10 protein-coding genes are annotated in these 18,648 nt (G+C 59.9%); 2 read left to right on the top strand and 8 right to left on the bottom strand.

The features are described 5' to 3' along the window. Positions 1-50 precede the first annotated feature (50 nt). The 3 genes from I1M21_RS05575 to I1M21_RS05565 form a co-directional block, all read right to left on the bottom strand. Positions 51-245 (bottom strand): hypothetical protein, encoded by a 195-nt coding sequence (locus tag I1M21_RS05575; RefSeq protein ID WP_195192769.1) that lies wholly within the window; start codon positions 243-245, stop codon positions 51-53. 61 nt (positions 246-306) lie between these two features. Continuing rightward, positions 307-2,334, bottom strand: a complete 2,028-nt coding sequence (locus tag I1M21_RS05570; RefSeq protein ID WP_195192768.1) for a KUP/HAK/KT family potassium transporter — start codon at positions 2,332-2,334, stop codon at positions 307-309. A gap of 158 nt (positions 2,335-2,492) precedes the next feature. Continuing rightward, on the bottom strand, positions 2,493-3,341 hold the full coding sequence (locus tag I1M21_RS05565; RefSeq protein ID WP_229025631.1) for a nitroreductase family protein: 849 nt from the start codon (positions 3,339-3,341) through the stop codon (positions 2,493-2,495). Between the two features lie 213 nt (positions 3,342-3,554). On the opposite strand from I1M21_RS05565, the gene I1M21_RS05560 reads away from it, so the two are divergent. Beyond that, positions 3,555-5,855, top strand: coding sequence for an LTA synthase family protein (locus I1M21_RS05560; RefSeq protein ID WP_195192767.1), 2,301 nt, complete (start codon positions 3,555-3,557; stop codon positions 5,853-5,855). A 378-nt stretch (positions 5,856-6,233) separates the two neighbouring features. On the opposite strand, the gene I1M21_RS05555 is transcribed toward I1M21_RS05560, so the two are convergent. The 5 genes from I1M21_RS05555 to I1M21_RS05535 form a co-directional block, all read right to left on the bottom strand. Continuing rightward, positions 6,234-10,331: a fibronectin type III domain-containing protein gene (locus I1M21_RS05555; RefSeq protein WP_195192766.1), complete on the bottom strand. Its 4,098-nt coding sequence runs from the start codon at positions 10,329-10,331 to the stop codon at positions 6,234-6,236. A gap of 614 nt (positions 10,332-10,945) precedes the next feature. Next, positions 10,946-11,497: a flavodoxin family protein BilS gene (bilS, locus tag I1M21_RS05550; protein WP_195192765.1), complete on the bottom strand. Its 552-nt coding sequence runs from the start codon at positions 11,495-11,497 to the stop codon at positions 10,946-10,948. A 452-nt stretch (positions 11,498-11,949) separates the two neighbouring features. Next, positions 11,950-13,143, bottom strand: coding sequence for an ATP-binding protein (locus I1M21_RS05545; protein WP_195192764.1), 1,194 nt, complete (start codon positions 13,141-13,143; stop codon positions 11,950-11,952). Between the two features lie 493 nt (positions 13,144-13,636). Continuing rightward, positions 13,637-15,496 (bottom strand): ABC transporter ATP-binding protein, encoded by a 1,860-nt coding sequence (locus I1M21_RS05540; protein ID WP_195192763.1) that lies wholly within the window; start codon positions 15,494-15,496, stop codon positions 13,637-13,639. Beyond that, a complete protein-coding gene (locus tag I1M21_RS05535; RefSeq protein WP_195192762.1) occupies positions 15,497-17,350 on the bottom strand; it encodes an ABC transporter ATP-binding protein in 1,854 nt (617 codons plus the stop codon). It abuts the gene before it with no gap. Between the two features lie 176 nt (positions 17,351-17,526). Here I1M21_RS05535 and I1M21_RS05530 point away from each other — a divergent pair, with 176 nt between their 5' ends. Then, entirely contained in the window at positions 17,527-18,567 is a 1,041-nt protein-coding gene (locus I1M21_RS05530) for an LPXTG cell wall anchor domain-containing protein (protein ID WP_195192761.1), read from the top strand. The last annotated feature ends 81 nt before the right edge of the window (positions 18,568-18,648 follow it).

Raw genomic sequence — 18,648 nt, 5'->3', positions numbered from 1 at the left:
GGTTTCCCTTGTGGTGGTTCCAAGTGTATAGCCTTTGCAACCGGCGGTCGCTAGACAAACAGCACGTGCGCGAGCAGGGCACACACGCACACCGCTCCAAATACCAGCGCCACGATCGAGATCACGCGGTCGGCCATGTCCATGTTGGCACGATTCGTAAAGAACCGATCTTCGGCGGCGTCGACACGCGCCTCACGCACCAGCTCGGCAACCACCTCGCGGCCATCAAGCATCCTTGTATCCATGCTTACCTCCCCGGCCTCAATCTTGTCCATCGAAAACCAACTCCGTGCAACCCGTCGGCGCCTACGGCCGCTCGTTGGGAGCCAGGCGCTGCATCTTGTTCACGGCTTTGAACTTGGTGAACAGCGGCACGTACTCAAAGCTCACGTTGGAGTTCTCCAGGCCATACCAACGCGCGGGCGTGCCGGCGGCGCGGCGGATGATGTACTTGAGCGTGATGGCCGTGCGCTCGCTGGGCTCCACGTCGCTCTCGGGCGCCAGAAGCTTACGGATCAGGATGAACTTGAACGTGCCGATGTTACCCGGATCCTTGTAGACCGAGTAGTCATGCGTCTGCGGCGGCAGCTCGCCGGTGGCAGCCAGGTCCTGAACAACCTGACGCAGGTAGGCATTGACGCGCTGGTTGATCTTGTAGCCCAGGTACAGGTGCACACGGAACACGTAGTCGGTATCGAACGTCTCGACCGAATAGGCAAACGTATACGGCTCGTCCATGGTCTCGACGTTCACAAACCACCAGGCGCGGGCACGCTTGGGATGCTTGTCCAGAATCGAGTAGACGATGTCGCGGTCGATGTAATCGGTATGGGTGTCCTTGGTCAGGTACACGACGTTGTCGCTCATGCGCTCGTAACGGTCGTCGTCGCGCAGGCGCTTGAGCTGCGGCAGGTAGCTGCGCAGCGGCAGCAGCGTAAACTGGCGCTGCTCAACAGCCGTACCGTTGTACCAGCACACCATAACACCCATGATGAGTGCAGCCATGAGGATGGTGAAATAGCCGCCGTGGAAGAACTTGGTGAGCGAGCTCACGAAGAAGAATCCTTCGAGCAAAAGGAAGAAGGCCGCGAAGATCCACGGAGCAACCTTGAGCTTGCGCTCCTCGTGCAGGTAGAAGAAGAGCAGCAGCGTGGTGCACATCATAGTCAGCGTAATGGCAAGGCCGTAGGCGGCTTCCATATGCGCCGAGTTCTGGAACAGCAGCACCACGATGACGCAGCCCACGAGCATGACGTTGTTGACCATGGGGATGTAGAGCTGGCCTTTGGTCTCGGCAGGGTAGAAGACCTGCATGTGCGGCATGAGGTCCAGACGGCTGGCCTCGGACACCAGCGAGAATGCGCCGGTGATGAGCGCCTGCGAGGCAATGATGGCCGCGACGGCGGAAAGGCCGACGGCAAAGGGACGCAGGCCCGGGGCGAGCATCTGGTAGAAGGGGTTGAGGTCGGCAATGCCCATGAGCTCGGGGCTGGCAGCGTTGTTGATAAGCCAAGCGCCCTGGCCCATGTAGGACAGCAGCAGGCAGCACTTAACGAACGGCCAGGTGGCGTAGATGTTGCCGCGGCCGACGTGGCCCATGTCGGAGTAGAGCGCCTCGGCACCGGTGGTGGCGAGGAAGCAGCTGCCCAGAATCATGATGCCCGCGTGGTTGTTGGGGCTCAGCAAAAAGGCGATGCCGCGCACCGGGTTGAGGCACAGCAGCACGGCGGGGTACTGAAAGACAAAGAACAGACCCGTGCCGCCCAGGAACAGGAACCACAGCGTCATGATGGGGCCAAAGGCGTGACCGATCTTGGCCGTACCGATGCGCTGTACCAAGAAGAGCACGATGATGATGGCGAGCGTGATGGCCACGACGCGGCCCTGGTCATCGCCCAGCACGGCATGGACCGCCGGGATGGTGCGCAGGCCCTCGATGGCCGTGGTGACGGTAACGGCCGGCGTCAGGATGCCGTCGGCGAGCAGCGCGGCGCCGCCCAGCATGGCGGGGATGATAAGCCACTTGCCGCAGCGCTTGACCAGGCTGTACAGGGCAAAGATGCCGCCCTCACCATGGTTATCGGCGCGCAGCGAGATGAGCACATACTTGATGGTGGTCAGCAGCGTGACCGTCCACACGACAAGGGAGAGCGCGCCGAGTACGAACTCCTCCGTGACGCTTCCGATGCCGCCGTTGCCGGCAACGAGCGCCTTGGTTACATACATAGGGCTGGTGCCGATATCGCCGTACACCACGCCCAGCGTGACGAGCATCGCCGAGATGCTCACAGGAATCGCAGCGTGCGAGGCTGCCTCCTTGGCCTTTTGTTCCATAAGCCGGTTTCCTCCCAACTTTAATGTTCGAAGGGATTATAGGTAATCGGCCCATGTTTGAATGCACTGTTTTCCCAGCTAGATAAAGATTTATACAGTCTTTAGGCCACCGCGGCGATATGGAATGTGACAAAGGGGCTGTCCCCTTGTCACATTCGTCATTTTCCGAGCCAGTTTTTGAACCACCACTCCATGGAGCGGCTCATCTCGGCCATAAAGGGGCTCGTGTGCTTGCGGGTGTAGATATCCACGACGCGCTCCCCCACCTCGCGGGCGTGTGGGCGAAACATCGCATCCATCTCGGCCACCTGCGCATCCATAGTCGCGGCATCCGCACGGCAGTAGCGCTCCTCGTGCACCAGGTTCACCACGGGGTGCGCGATTGCCGGGCGCTCCTTACGGGGCGTGCCGATGATGAGCATCGACAGCGGCATGGTATACGGAGGCAGATCCAGCAGCTCGGCCACTTCCTCGGCATTCTCGACGATATCACCGATGTAGCAGCTCCCCAGGCCCAGGGCCTCGGCGGCAACCACGGCGTTTTGCGCGGCGATCACGGCGTCCTGGGCCGCGATGGCAAAGTCGCCCAAACCTGGCGCGCGGCGGGGCGCCTTGCCCGTGCGCTCGACAAACTCGGGCTCAAAGCAGCCCGCATGCTCAAACAGATCGATCCACTTGGCATAATCGACCACAAATATAAGTGCCCAGGGCGCCTTGGCGATCATGGGCTGGTGGTCGCACAGGTCGGCCAGGCGGTCGAGCGTTGCCTGCTCGCGGATGCTCACGATGGAATACATCATCATGGCGCCCGCCGACGGCGCGCGACTCGCCGCATGCAAAATCGCCGCACGCTGCTCGTCGGTCACCGCCACGGGACGGTCGTCGTCATCACGCGCGAAGGCACGCGTGGAGGAACGGTGCTCCAACGTGTCCAGCACCGCATTGCCCGTCGTCTCGACCGGATAGCCACACGCATCCACAGCCTTGGTGCAAACCTGCTCGTTCATCGCCTCATCCTCGCTAATTCTTTAAGAAGCCTTTACGTTTCCGTGTAATTCCCGTCTATTATCGCGCAGGTCGCCACTCCATTGCGCCACACCGCCACACGTGCGCGTTAATATGGCTGGTTGTTGTGCGCAGCCACCAGTTGCAGCGCATATCTTGGTAACAATCGGGTAAACCCCCGCTTTCGTAGGTTTTAGTTTGTGAGGAGTCTCAGCATGTTCGCTGCCGCCATCTCGCTCGTCGGTCTTGCGGCGACCGTCTACCTTGTCTTGCGCGAGGCCAAGGCCGTTCGCGCCCAGTCGGGCACCGTTGCCAAAAGCGCTCTTGGGTGGAGCGTCGCCTTCGGCCTGTTCCAGCTCTTTTTGACCATTTGGGGCGCCATTGGCCTCGTCGCCCAAAACGAGCCGCTCGCCTTTGTGATGCTCATCCTGACCAACGCCATCCTCACCGGCTGCGCTTGGGCCAGCATCGCCCGCGACCGCATCGCCCCGCGCGTCTTTGCGTTCGCCTCGGCCGACGCCCCCGCCCCCACCGGCAAGCTCGCCCGCCTGCGCGGCGCCTTTGTGGGCAAACCACTCGTCGCCGCCGTCCTGTGCCTGCTGCTCGCCGGCGTCTTTGCGCTGCTGGGCATGGAGGTCTCGTCCAACCACGACTTTACCTGGGTCTACCCCCTGTGCATCCTGCTCGAGTGGGCCATCATCACCACGCTCATGGTCGGCCTGTTCTTCCTGTTCCAGCGCCATGGCGCAGCTCCCGCGGTCCTGGCCTTTGCCCTCTTTGTCCTGGGCATTGCCGAGTTCTTCGTCATCACGTTTAAATCCATGCCCATCCAGCCGGGCGACCTTTCGGCCATCTCCACCGCCGCCGCGGTCGCCGGCAACGGCTACACCTTCTCGATCTCGCTATTCTGTGTGCTGTCCATGGGCTTTACCGCCATCGCCATGCTGCTGTGCGAGTACGCCGGCCTGGTCGCGCCGCATCGCCAGAAGAGCGCCGCCAACGCCAAGCGCATCCTGCTCACCAACCTGCTCGTCGCCGTGCTGTGCCTGGGCGGTGTGACCGCGCATGTCACGCTCATCGACTACTACAACACCCTCGGCATCACCGTCTACACCTGGCGCCCGCTCGAGAGCTACTGGCGCGAGGGCTACCTGCCCGCTTTCATTAGCGCAGCGCAGTCCATCAAGCCGCCCAAACCCGCCGACTACTCCGTCGACGATGCCAAGGCCACGCTCAAAAAGTACGCCAAGGCCTACGACAAGTCCGACGCCGCCAAGAGCGACGAGCGCGCCGCCGCAAAGGAGCAGTTCGACAGCGAGAAGCCCACGGTCATCGCCATCATGAACGAGACGTTCTCGGATCTGTCGATCTACCAGAACATGCGCGCCGGCTACGAAGGCCCGCAGTACTTTAAGAGCCTGTCCAACTGCCTCAGCCGCGGCAAGCTCTACGTGAGCGCCTACGGCGGCGGCACCGCCAATACCGAGTTTGAGTTTATGACCGGCAACTCCATGGCCAACCTGGGCTCGGGCGTGTACCCCTACACCATCTACAACATGGAAACGACCGGGAACCTGGCAGAGCAGTTCAAGTCGCTCGGATACTCCACCACGGCCATGCACCCCAACCACGCCACCAACTGGAACCGCGAGAACGTCTACAAGGACTTTGGCTTTGACCAGTTCCTGTCCATCAACGATTTCCAGGGAGCCGACACCCTGCGCGGCATGGTGACCGACCAGGCTACCTACGACAAGATTCTTGAGCTGCTCGACCAGAACGCCGATCCGCAGTTTATCTTCGACGTGACCATGCAGAACCACTCGGGCTACGATACGGGCCTGCTGCCGGTCGACAAGCAGATGCACCTGAACATCGACACGACCGACCTGGACACCAAGACCGTCGAGGACGGCACGCTCTCCGATGTCGACGAGTATGTCTCGTGCATCGAGCAGTCCGACCAGGCGCTTCGCTACTTCCTCAACGCCCTGAGTAAGCTCGACCGTAAGGTGGTCGTGGTGTTCTGGGGCGACCACCAGCCGTTCTTCCCGTCCAAGTTCAACGACAAGTGGTTTACCGACGAGGACGACGCTACGCACCAGGAGCGCCTGTGGCAGACCGACTACATCATCTGGGCCAACTACGACGTTGCCGGCTGCGACCAGACGAGCGAGGTCGACGACCTGTCCACCAACTACCTGTCGGCCCAGCTGATGCAACTGATCGGCGCACCGCTGACCGACTACCAGAAGGCGCACATGACGCTGCGCGAGTCGCTGCCCGCCATTAACTCCGTCGGCTACGAGGACGCCAGCCTGCGCTGGGCGCTCTCCTCCAACGTCACCGGTGACGACGCCGCAGCAGCAGCCGCCACCAAGGCGCGCGAGGATTACGCCAAGATGCAGTACTACGAGATGTTCCGCGACGGCAAGAACGTCTACACCGAGCACTTCCAGACCGAGGCCAACGAGACCGACCCCAACCTGGCACCGGGTACGACCAAGATCAAGTAGCGGGTCGCTGCTGAGCCACAACTGAAACGTCTGTCCAGGCGGAAGCATATAAGGTTCCCTGCTCGGACAGTCCTGCGCAAGACGGGGGCCACATTAAGTGGCCCCCTTTGCGTGCGGAACTCGCGATGAACCTTATATGCCTCCGCCCGGACAGACGCCCTGTTGTTGGAGCGCAGCTTGTCATAGGGGTATCCGCTGAACATATATAAGTCGAAGGCCACGTCTTGTGGCCTTCTTTGTTTGCGGAAAGTGTGTCCCGGAATTCTTGTCTGGAATGGGATGCAGTTTCCGCTTGCGGAGTCTCCACTCAACAGAAAACCCGGGTGGCCTGTTTTTGGCTACCCGGGTTTTTGGGTTGTCGATATGTTCGACTGGCTACTAGTGGGTCTTGCGGCGTTTGATCAGCATGATGAGGGCTATTACTACGAGCGTTACACCCGCTGCTGCTGCGGTGGCGACCATGGCGAATGTTTGGTCGCCGGTGTTTGCGAGGTTCTTCGCTGTGGTCGTAGTCTTGACCTTGGTGTCGGTCTTAGCTCCGTTGTCGGACTTGGGCTTGTCCTGGTTCGTCGGGGTCTCAGGCGTCTCCGGAGTCGTCGGAGTCTCGGGGTCCTTTGAGCCTTCGGAATCGGTTGGGCCGGCGGTGTTCACCAGCGTATGGTCCAGGAACTTCTTGGCTCCCTCGCTCGCCTGCGAGAACAGGCGGCGCGTGCGGATCGGGGTGGCGTTCACCGTTGTGGGCGCCGTCTCCTCGGCCTCGATATTCACGAGCGTCGTGCCGGTGTCGAGGCCCACGTCGTTGTATCCCACGTGGCAGTAATACTGCGCACCGTCATCGTCTGCGGTCAGGTCAATCTCGAGCTTTGAGGCCGTTCCAGCCGCGAGGTTGCCATCGGCACCCACGAGCTTAAACTCTGTCTCGCCGCGGCCCTTGCGGTACCACATATAGGTCGGTGCCAGCCCTGTTTCGCTATCGTCGGCACCGAGTTGCTTCACATGGCCGATCGCCGAGAGCGTCAGGTGGTTTCCCGCCGCGCGCTCGACCGAGGAATCGTATTCTTTGCTCGACCCCTCCGCCGCAGGTCCGCTCACGGTCATCGTCATGCCATCGGGCATGGTCTTGACCGTGATGATTGCCGAGCGAATACCTGTTTCGGTCGTGGATCCATTCTTAACGGCGGCGATGGCGAATCGATACTCCGTATTGGGCTGCAGCCCATCCCACTTGAGCGAGGTCTGCGTGTTGTCGGCAATCTTCCAACTATTGACGACCGCATCCGCCGCATTGCTCTGCAGCATGCCCACGCCGTAGCTAAAGCCACTCTTGTTTGCGAGTACATCGTCCCAGCTAAACGTAACGCTGGTCGAATCGACGGCGTTTGCCGTAAAGCCCGTCACGGCCGGCGCGTCGGGCATCTCGACGTCCTTAACGTCATAGCCCACGATCCAGAACTGGTCGGTATCCTTGGTGCCGAGCTTGTCGCCCGAGTCTGCCTCGAACTTGTCAACATCCACCGCGTTGACGCCCAGACGCCACACAAAACCGTACTTGCCCTGCGCGGCCTCGGGCAGGTTGTCGACGGTGCCGCCGTATTCGGTCGATTCACTCGAGGAGTTACCCGTAGTAAAGCCGGCGTTGGCACCAAAGCACAGGCCGCCAAACAACTCGTGCTTTGCGAGCTTCGCGCCCATGACAACGCTGCCGTTCAGCGTCAAGCCGAGCTCGAGCTCCTGCTCCTTGCCCTCCTCGACTTCGATGGTCTGCTCAATGCTCGCCCCCGACTGCGCGGCGGCGCCGTTAAACCCATCGTGCGTGTAGGCGCGCGTTACGCCAGGCTTGCCCAGGCCAAAGGAATCCCCAACGGGAGTCTCGCCGTTGAGCGTCGTTTGATAGGTTCCGGGTTCTCCCGACCGGTTGGTCAAAAAGTAGCTGAGCGGCGTCATATTGTGCTGTTTGGCAATGCGGTCATAGGCCTCGACATTAACGACCGAGGTCTGCGCGCCGAGCGACACGGGCGCCGCCATCACGCCCTTGCCACCAGTTTCCTCATTTTCGATCTCATACTCGTAATAGACCATCGGAATCGTGTAGAGCACGGCCTTGTCACCCTCGCCGGCATGCGACTCATAGCTTACGCTTGCGCTGACCGTGCGCTCGCTCCGGTAGTCATAGCATCCCTCGGCGGCAAAATCGACTGAAGCATTCATCGCGACCAGGGGCGGACCGGTCTGCACCTCGACGGCAACGCCCAACTCGGCGCCAATAGTGCCGCCGTGAATCTGCCCTGTGCTCGTGCCCTCGCCATATTCCGTACCGCCCAACACCAGATAGCCGTATGCCTGCTCCAGATCCTCAACATAGGGAGCATCCTGCAGCACGGCGAGCACGCGCGGGTTGGTATAGACCTTGTAGCGGTCCTTGTACGTAATCTTGACGCTGTCGTTGTCGACATCGGGCAGCGCGAGCGAGATAAACGTGCCGTAGGTAGTGCCGCGACGGTTGCTCTCGCTGATCACCTGCTCCTCGCCGCGGCGCACCTTTCCGTTCTCGTCGAGCGAAAAATGCGAGGCGGTCATCCAATAGTAGTCATCGTTCTTGCGCAGGTCCTCGTCGCGGTGCTTGCCCACCACGGCGATAAAGCTCTCGTTATAGCGGTCCGAACCCGAGACGCTGCCCGCCTTAACGTCGCTGATCCACACCTGCTCGATACCCTTGTGGTCATGCTTGTTGCTACTGTTGTATTGCTGGCCGCTCATGCTCATGGTTCCGACCATGGAACCCAAGCCCTGGGCCCCGCTCTGCGCCGTGTTGCAGGCAAAGTCGCGGAACACATCGCCGCCCACGAGCACCTCGTCGACCGCCGGCTGCTCAGACAGACCGTCAAGGTTGGCAGTGGCAAGGGCAATAGGCGCCAAGGTGCACGGATAACGCTTATCCTGAGCACTATCCTTCCATGCGCTGCTGGGCACATGCATCAGTCCATAGGAGGCAAGGAGCCCGTCTCTGTATTCCTTGCAATCGGATAGTTTGAACTCGCCAGACTCCGAGTCAAAATACGCATAGCGGTACAGCGCGCCGTACAGCCCCTTGCTGCCGTCATAGGCGTCGTAATCAAAAGCACTGCGTTGCCAGTCATAGCCCGCAAGAATAAGGCCCGTGACGGTTTCACCCGTCTTCTTTCCTTCTTCATCGTAGGCGGCAAACGTGCCGAACGTCGCATTCGCAGCGACCATGGTCTTGCCGTTCGAGGAGAGGGAGATTGCGCCCGCGTCACCCAGAGCATCGACATGGACGAGTGCACCCTTGGATGCATCCCACGAGAACAGCTCGCAATGCGTCGACTTGGCGATATTCTTTTTGCCGTAGGGTGCCGAGACCACGATGGCGAGGTCATCGCAAAAATCGCGGTCGAGGTCTCCGGCAGCCAGCGAAACGACAGGAGCTGACTGCAGCTGCGTCCAAGAGTCGTTCCCGCCCTCGTTGTGCGTGGTGTAGTCCGCGGCGTTACCGGCGTCGATTTTGACGACACTCTGCCTCCAGTTGCCGCCCTCCAGGTCGTACATATCGACTACAGCCTTACGCACGCCGCTCTCGTCGACATAGCAGCCCGCATAGACAAAAAGCTCGTCCACGCCGTCACCATCGACATCGCCCGCCTCGACATCAAAGACGGCGTCGTGCTCTTGCAGGTAGCCGGCGTTCAGATACTTAAAACGGCCTCCGTCCATCATATTGGTGTTGACCGTCACCGGCAGGCGCGTATCAAGGCTGCGCGTGCGCCCGTTGCTAAACGAATAGAGGACCAGCTCAACCTTTCCGGCGTACGACTTGCCGTCGATCGTCGTGGAAGAACTGTCGCCGTAGGCACGAAGCTCGGCAACGCGGCTCTTTTTGCCTGTACTGGCATCGCCGCAGAACTCAACGCTTGTGGCGTGAATGCCCGAGAAGCCGTTGTTGTCGTTGGCAAGTACCGTCGAGGACTCATTGTTGCTCAGATACGACCAGGTGCCGCCACCGTAGTCGCTATGCTTGTAGAGGTCGCTGTTCGTATCGAAATTGTTGACGTTTTGCCAGAACTTTGCGGCGCCCCACACACTTCCATAGCCATCGGTGAGTTTGCTGCTGCCGCCAATATCGCCGCGCTCGACGTTCTCGAGCTTGTCGCGCAGAGTGTAGCGATTGCCATGGCTACCGTTAGCTGCCATATAGACCTCGCTGCGCGTGGCAAACGTCGTGGGGGTATCGGTGGAATAGGGGCCAACGGTATCGGCCGGAATGTCCTCGCTCGTGCCCAGGCCCAGGTCGCTATAGTCCTGCTCGGTCATATCGGTGATCTCAGGCGTGTCTGCCGCCTGGGCGACGTTGGGAGCCGCCGTGAAACAGGCGACGCTCGTGGCGATCAGCGCAGCAAGCGCCGCCGTCCCAACAAGCGGGATTTTCGACAACCGGCGAATGTGGGGGTGTGGAACGTGCATGGGGGACCTCGCTTTACTCGAGTGGAGTCTGCTCATTTTTGCAAATGATACGTCCGACGCCCGATATCACGTGTCTCATTTTCGCCAACGGCGTGTCTCATTTTTGAGAATCCGAGATGCCGCGGAAATCTTATCCCAGCTCAAAGGCCATTTCTGGGATGTATTTTCCGTCGAGTGCCTCATCGGGAAACTGCATCCCATTTCAAGCGTCGATTCTGGGACGCACTTTCCCCTTAGACCCTCAACCGGAAACCGCATCCCACTTTGAGCGCAAATTCCGGGACGCATTTTCCGCTTGAGCCTCATTGGGAAACGGCGTCCCATTCCAAAGGCAAATTCCGGGACGCATTTTCCGAAAGCCTGCCCATCCGGAAAGCCCGTCTCACTTTGGACGCATCCGGGCACGGAACCATCGACCTATCAGGCCTCCCATCAATAAAGAGGCGTCCTCCCGGACGGCGGGGCACGAAGTTCATCGCGAGTTCCGCACGCAAAGAAGGCCACTTAATGTGGCCTTCGTCTTGCGCAGGACTGCAGAGCAGGGAACTTCGTGCCCCGACGCCCGGGAGGACGTTACATTTAGAAAGATGGACCGACCGCCGTCAGCGCCGGAGTTACTCCCCCAGCACGGCCTTTTTGGCGGCTGCAGCCATGTTGTCCAGATCCTCCTTGGTGGGGTGATCCTTTGCGGCAACCCAGTTGTCGAGCAGCATCTTAAAGCGGGTATTGTCGGGATCTTGCTCGAGCATGGCCTCGTAGCGCTGCTTGACCGCGGGGCCCATCTTGCCCTGGCACATGGCCCAGCCCACAAGCTCGGCATCTCCGGCCAAATTGGACGTCACGCGGTCGATAATCTGCCTAAAGTAATCCTCGCTAGCGCCAAAGCCGCAGGTACCAAAGAGGAAAACGCGCTTGCCGTGCAGAGCGGAGAGCAACGCCGCGACCGAAGGCGTGCATGCGCCCTTGTCGCACCAAAAACCGACGAGCACCGTGTCGGCCGCGCAGGCGCCCTGCGCCTCGCGCGCAACCTGATCTGCGTCCGCATCGTCACTCAACGCCGCGGCGTGGACAAACTCAACGCCCGCAGCCTGCAGAGCGCGCTTGATCGCGCCCGAAACCATCCTGGTATTACCGCTCTTGCTGTTAACCACCAAAGAGCACGTCATAGTCACGTTGCCTCGTTTCCCCCAAAACTAAAGCCACTAATGCAATTTATTAGAAGCATATCTTAGTACTAAAACCACAGATGTAAACCAACTTCTGCTGATTGACGGCACAGCTGACATCAATGGATAAAGCCGCCTGAAGCGCAAGTCCCTAAAATCATGCGGGAACCGCGGTACCGTCAGAAAATTCAGGAGGAAATTTGACGGTCCCGTTAATAGATTTGTGACAAGGGCATGACAGGGAGACAGGTCATTCGTCAGGTTTCTGACAGACGATACGAGTGGGACATGAAAATTGGAGCCCCTCCTGCATGCATATCCGCTGGTAAGGCCTGGCCCGGTTTTCGCCATCGCACGCGGCGGCCGAGCACCCATCCAACGCCCAAGTCAAAATACTCAGTACACTGAGTAATTTCACTCAGTGTACTGAGTATTTTCTCAATTTGCTCAGGCTAGTTAAACAGCGTCACCTTATCGAGCAGAAAATCCTCCACGGCGCACGCCCCGGCCGCCGCCCCTCCCACGACGATCCGCTTGGCTCGCGGATACTTTTTTAGGAGCGTCGACATGCCACTCTGGCCGGACTCTCCACCGCTTTTGACCTCGATGGCGCTCAGCGCATCATCCCTTCGCAGCACAAAGTCGACCTCTTTGACGCCTTCACGCCACCACATGACCTCAAAACCCTCTTCCGGCGCGCGCGCAAGCAGTCGTGCACCCACTGCCGATTCCACCAAATGACCCCGCCGCGCCGAATCCTCCAGCCATTCTGCTCGGCCCTTATCGCCGAGCGCCGTCATAAACGCCGTGTCATAAACCATGAGCCGCGGGGTGCTTCGGCGCTTTGCGAGCTCCTTGTCACTGAACTTGGGAATCGCCGTAACCAAACCGGCCTTGCCCAGCAGGTCCAAATACCCGGCGACCGTGACCGTGTTACCGGCATCCTGCAGCTGGCCTACCATTTTTGAATACGAAAGCTCCTGCCCCGAATAGCTTGCCGCGAGCCAAAAGAGCGCGCGCATCAGCGCCGGTTTGCGGATATTCTCCAACGAGAGAACATCGCGCGAGATCGCCGGCTCGACGATCGCATCTCGGATATAGTTTCGCCAACGGGCGTCATCGGAAACCAGCGGCGCCGCACCCGGATATCCACCGTGATAGAGATAGTCTTCAAAAGAAAAGCCAAAGGCCTCGCTGCACTCGCGATAGGACCAATGCGGCGACCGAATGAGCTCGTAACGGCCCATAAGGGATTCTTCCAAGCCCTTATGCAGCAGCAGCGACGACGATCCGGTCAAAATGACCTTGAGCGGCGTCCCCTCCCGGCGATCCCGGTCGTACAATCCCTTGACGACCGTGGACCAACTCTGCACCTTTTGAATCTCATCAACAACGAAGACGGCCGGGACCTTACCTCCAGACGTGAGGTTTCTTGCCTGTTGCCACTCGATTTGCAGCCAGCTGGCATCGGGATTCACAACATCGTCCGCATTGGCCACGTGACAGGGCATGTCTGCATGGTGCAACGCCTGCACGAACATGGTCGACTTTCCCGTTTGGCGGGGCCCGATTATAAATTGCATCAACGGATTATTCGTTTCCCGCATCCTCTGGGCTATCACGGCAACTTGATGGCGCTCAAACATGTCAATCTACCTCCTTGTTTCTTAAATACTCAGTATACTGAGTAAAATCACTCAGTATACTGAGTATTTTTAGAACCGGGAGATCGAACCCGCCAACTTAACTCCCTTCACCAGCGGGTTGCCGCCGCCCCCTCCGCGAGTCGAGTTTCTGGCCCTTCGTGCTCACTCGATATATAAAAACTGCCATAGCCATATCGAAAAACCGGTATAGCCGGTCCCATCATCGAACCATCGCGAATGGGCCACAGGATTTCGCGATGGTTCGCAAGCTTTCGCGGAGATTCGCGACAAATCGAGAGCTGATACGCATCTTATTGTTCATATTCAAGGCCACGACGTCTCAAAAGGTATACGCTTTGAAACAGTTAAGTTTCCCAGCGCCCCCAATCGAGATCAATCGTCACCACATTATTTCGTCAATCGTCACCACGCCGCAGATAGAATGCATAATCTTGGGACAAACACTTCTGATTAATTTGTCCCGCGGGCTTGCTCACTGGGCGAATTGGCTGCGGTAGAGCTCGGCGTAGAAGCCGCCTGCCGCTAGCAGCTCGTCGTGCGTGCCACGCTCGATAATCTGCCCGTCGCGCATGACTAGGATGCAATCGGCGTTACGGATCGTCGATAGGCGGTGCGCCACGACAAAGCTCGTGCGACCGGCCATGAGCTCGTCGAATGCCGCCTGCACCTGCAGCTCGGTACGTGTATCGATGCTCGACGTTGCCTCGTCCAGCAGCAGAATCGCCGGATCGGTGAGCATGACGCGCGCGATGCACAGCAGCTGCTTTTGACCCTGGCTAAACGTGCCGCCGTCCTCGCCGATCACCGTATCGTAGCCGCCTGGCAGCTGCACGATAAACTTGTGCGCGTGCGCGCGCTTGGCGGCCTCGACAATCTGCTCGCGCGTGGCATCGGGGCAACCGTAGGCAATGTTCTGGGCCACCGTGCCCTCGAACAGCCAGGTGTCCTGCAGCACCATGCCAAAGGCGCGGCGCAGGCTCTCACGCGTGTAGTCGCGCGAGGAATGCCCGTCGACCACGATGCGCCCCGCATCGATATCGTAAAAGCGCAGCAGCAGGTTGATGAGCGTCGTCTTGCCGCAGCCCGTGGGACCGACCAGGGCAAAGCGCATGCCGGGCTTAGCATCGATGCAGATGTCCTGTAGCAGTTTGCGGTCGGGCACATAGCTAAAGTCCACATGCTCAAAGGCGACCTCGCCTTTCGGAGCTGCGAGCTCAACGGCATCCGCTGCATCGGGCTCTTGCTCGCGCGCATCGAGCAGCGCAAACATACGGCGCGCCGAGGCATAGGCCGTCTGGATCTGCGTAATGACGTTGGTGACCTCGTTGAACGGCTTGGTGTACTGGTTGGCGTAGGACAGGAAGATCTGCACGCCGCCCACCGTGAGTGCCGCGGGCACGCCCGTGATCACGCCCACGCAGCCGATCACGGCCACCACGGCGTAGATGATATTGTTGATAAAGCGTGTGCCAGGATTGGAGAGCGAACCCATAAACTGCGCACGCTCGCCCGCCGTATAGAGCTCGGCGTTGAAGGCATCGAAGCGCTGCTGAGCGCGCGAGCCATAGGCAAACGCGTCCACGAGTTTTTGCTCGCCCACATACTCCTCGATATGGCCGCCAAGCTGGCCCTGAATGCGCTGCTGAGCCGTAAAGCTCTTGTTGGAGAGCTTGGCGATGGCGCCGGCCGCAAAGATGGAAAGCGGCGTGACGAGCACCACCACGAGCGTCATGGTCAGGTTGATGGAGAGCATAAACGCGAGCGTGCCCACGATAGTGATGACGCCGGTAAAGAGCTGGGTGAAGCCCTGCAGCAGGCCGTCGCCCACCTGGTCGACGTCGTTGACCACGCGGCTCATAAGGTCGCCGTGGGCATGACTGTCGATAAAGCTGAGCGGCATGCGACTGAGCTTGTCGCTCGCCTCCACGCGCATGTCGCGCACCGTCTCGTAGGACAGGCGGTTGACGCAATAGCCCTGCAGCCACTGGAAGGCCGCGGCACCAACCACGACGATCGCGAGCCTGGTGACGAGCGGCAACAGCGCGTCAAAGTCCACCCGTCCGGCGGCAACGATGAGGTCGATGCCCTCGCCGATGAGGATGGGCGTGTAGAGCTGCAAGATCACCGAGATGGCGGCGCTCACAAACGACGCCGCAAACGAAATGCAATGCGGGCGGACATAGCCCATCAGGCGACGGGTCACCGCGCCCACGGGATAGCGCTCGGGATCGCCGGGCTGGCGCGGGCCGTCGCCCAGGTCGTTGAGGTTATCGTTGCCGGACACATTGGCCGTCATCGTGGCGACCGAACCGGAAGAAGTATACGGATTCATTTAGCAGCCCTCCTTTGCGCGGGTGGATGCAGGGGCGGAGTCCGAAGCGGGCGTCGCACTCCCCTGCTGGCCCTCGAGCTCCTCACGGCGGAGCTGCGACTGGCAAATCTCGCGGTAGAGCTGGCAGCTTGCGTACAGCTCGTCGTGCGTACCCAGGCCCGCAACCGAACCGTGATCGAGCACACAGATCATGTCGGCATCGCGCACGGTCGAGACGCGCTGGCTCACGATGACAGTCGTCAGCGGCAACCCGCCCTCGGCGGCGCCGCGCACGCTGCGCTCGCGAATGGCGTGGCGAAGCGCCGTGTCGGTCTTAAAGTCGAGCGCCGAGGCGGAATCATCCATAATCAGGATCTGCGGCGAGCCCACCAGAGCACGCGCAATGGTCAGGCGCTGGCGCTGACCGCCGCTGAAGTTCTTGCCGCCCGCCTCGACCGGGGCGTCGAGCCCCTGCGGCTTGTTGCGCACGAACTCGCTGGCCTGCGCCATATCGAGCGCCGTCCACAGCTCTTCATCGGTTGCCGACTCGTCGCGCCAGGTCAGGTTGCTGCGGATGGTGCCGCTCACCAGCGACGCGCGCTGCGGAACAGTCGCGACCACACGGCGCAACTGGTCGAGCGGCCAGGTGCGCACGTCGGCGCCCATCACGCTCACGCTGCCGGCACTCGCATCGTATAGGCGCGGAATAAGCGAGACGAGCGTGGACTTGCCGCTGCCCGTGCCGCCGATAATGCCAAGCGTCTTGCCCAGCGGGAGCGCCAGGGTCACATCGCTCACGGCATTTGCCGCGCCCGCGCCAAACGAAAAGCTCGCATGGTCAAAGCTCAGCGCGGGGACCGGAGCAGCACCACCCGCCAGTTCGCTCGGCTCGGGCAGCGCGACCGGCTGGTTGCCCTCGTCGGTAATGCTCGGCACGCAGTTGAGCACCTCGTTGATACGCGACGCGCTGGCGCTCGCCTTGGTAAAGACCACGACCAGGTTGGCGACATAGACAATGGAGGTGAGGGTCTGCGTCATGTAGTTGACGAACGCCATAACCTGGCCCTGCGTGAGTTCGCCCACGTTGACCTGGATGCCGCCCACCCACAAGATGGTGCACACGCCCAGGTTCATCACCAAAAACGTGACGGGGTTGAGAATCGAGGAGAGCTTGCCCACCGCGATGGCGACATGTGCCTGGTCATCGGCAGCCTGGGCAAAACGCTCGCGCTCGTGATCCTCGCGCACAAACGCGCGGACCACACGAGCGCCCGAAAGCCCCTCGCGGCAAATGAGCGCAATGCGGTCGAGCTTTGCCTGCAGCTGCTTGTAGTACGGAATGCAGCGCGCCATGACAAACCAAAACACCAGGCCGATGGCGGGCGTGCAGATTAAAAAGATAATGCCGAGCTTAAGGTCGATGGCAAGGGCCGCGCACATGGAGCCCACCGCCAGGAAGGGCCAGCGGATGAGCATGCGCACGCCCAGCGCCACGGCAAGCTGCACCTGGTTGACATCGTTGGTGATGCGCGTGATAAGCGACGGCGTGCCAAAGCGGTCGAGTTCGGCATAGCTCAGCTTGTTGATGTGCTCGTAGAGCGCGCCGCGAATGTCGGTGCCCATGCCCTGCGAGGTCAGCGCCGCCATCTTTTGGCAGACGAGCGTAAACGAGATGCCGATCACAGCCATGGCGGCAAGCAGCATACCGTAGTGGATAACGGCGTTCACGTCGTGCGCCCCGATGCCCTTATCGATCATCTGGGCAATCACCAGCGGCGTAAGCAGGTCAAAGATCACTTCGATCAGCTTGCACGCAGGGCCGATCACCATATATCGGCGAAACTTACCACCAAAACGCCTGAGCAGCTCAATCATGTATAGGCGCTCCCTATCATCATTCACACTCAATTCGAATCATGATAGTACGGTGAGCCCAAAAGAAGCGTAAACAACTCGTCATTTCTGGCGAGATTCAAGAGCGGGTTAATCGCCTGATATACTTACATTAGTGCTACCAAGTGAGTCGCCAACCCTTGAAATGAGGTGCCGAGATGAACGACATTCTCGCAAGAAGAGCAAGAAGAGCAAGACGAGCAACTATGGGCATCGCCCTTTCCGTGGCACTTGCCGCGGGAATCGCCCCCGTAACGGCGATCGCGGCAGAAACCAGCTCCCCCATCGGTGCAGTTGCCTTGCAGACGGAAGACGCGGCCACCGAAAAAGAAAAAGCGTATGCAGCCATGCAGGAAGCGCTCAAAAACCTCGAAGCCGCAAAAAAGGCCGCGAGTTCCGAGAAAATTGCGCGCTTTAATAATGACATTGCCCGTTTTCAAAAGTACCGCGACGAGATGTTGGCGCAAGCCGCCGAATCGAAAGAATCCCTTCCTGCCATGCAAGCGGACATCGATGCAGCCCAAGCCAAATACGACGAGGCTGGCAACCGGGTAAGCGAGCTCCAGGCAAAATTAGACAACAAACTTGAGGTGCTTAAGGCACTCGAAGCACTCGGCGACGAGGAGCTTGTCAAAACTGTTAAACAGCAAATAAGGCAGTTGCAAAATGAGATCGTAGGGGCAAAAGCGTATGTAGATCATTGTGAAACGGAGCTTGACGAGTTCCAGCGCCGCCTCAAAAGTCAGGAAAGACGAGTTAATGACTGTGAAAGTTCTGCAGAGAAATATAAAGCCAACATCGACCAGTTCATAGCCTGGCGAGATGCGCTCCTCGACAATTTGAAAAAGGCGCAAGCGGCCTATGACGACGCCTGCAAGGCATACGAAGAGGCAAAGGCCGCAGCAGACAAGGCCACCTCGCCCGAGATAACGCAACCCACCGAGACGACGCCTCCCTCCGGCTCGACGCAACCGGCCGAGACGACACAGCCCGCCAGCTCGCCCGCGACCGGCAAAGACACCGCACCGATCTCCTCCAAGCAGGCGAACACGGGCAACGGCAAACAAGCGAATACGACCGCCGGCAAGCTCGCAAACACAGGCGACACAACGCCAAGCGCAATCGCCCTAGCAGGAATCGCCGCCGCAGGCCTCGGAATAACCGCCGCAGCCACCCGCCGCATCAAGAACTCAAAATAGCCGCCGACCCTTGAAATGAGGTGCCGAGATGAACGACATTCTCGCAAGAAGAGCAAGACGAGCAACCATGGGCATCGCCCT

Origin of the sequence: Collinsella aerofaciens (assembly GCF_015546965.1) — a bacterium.
GTDB lineage: Bacteria > Actinomycetota > Coriobacteriia > Coriobacteriales > Coriobacteriaceae > Collinsella > Collinsella aerofaciens_X.
This window is presented reverse-complemented; position numbering and strand designations above follow the sequence as displayed.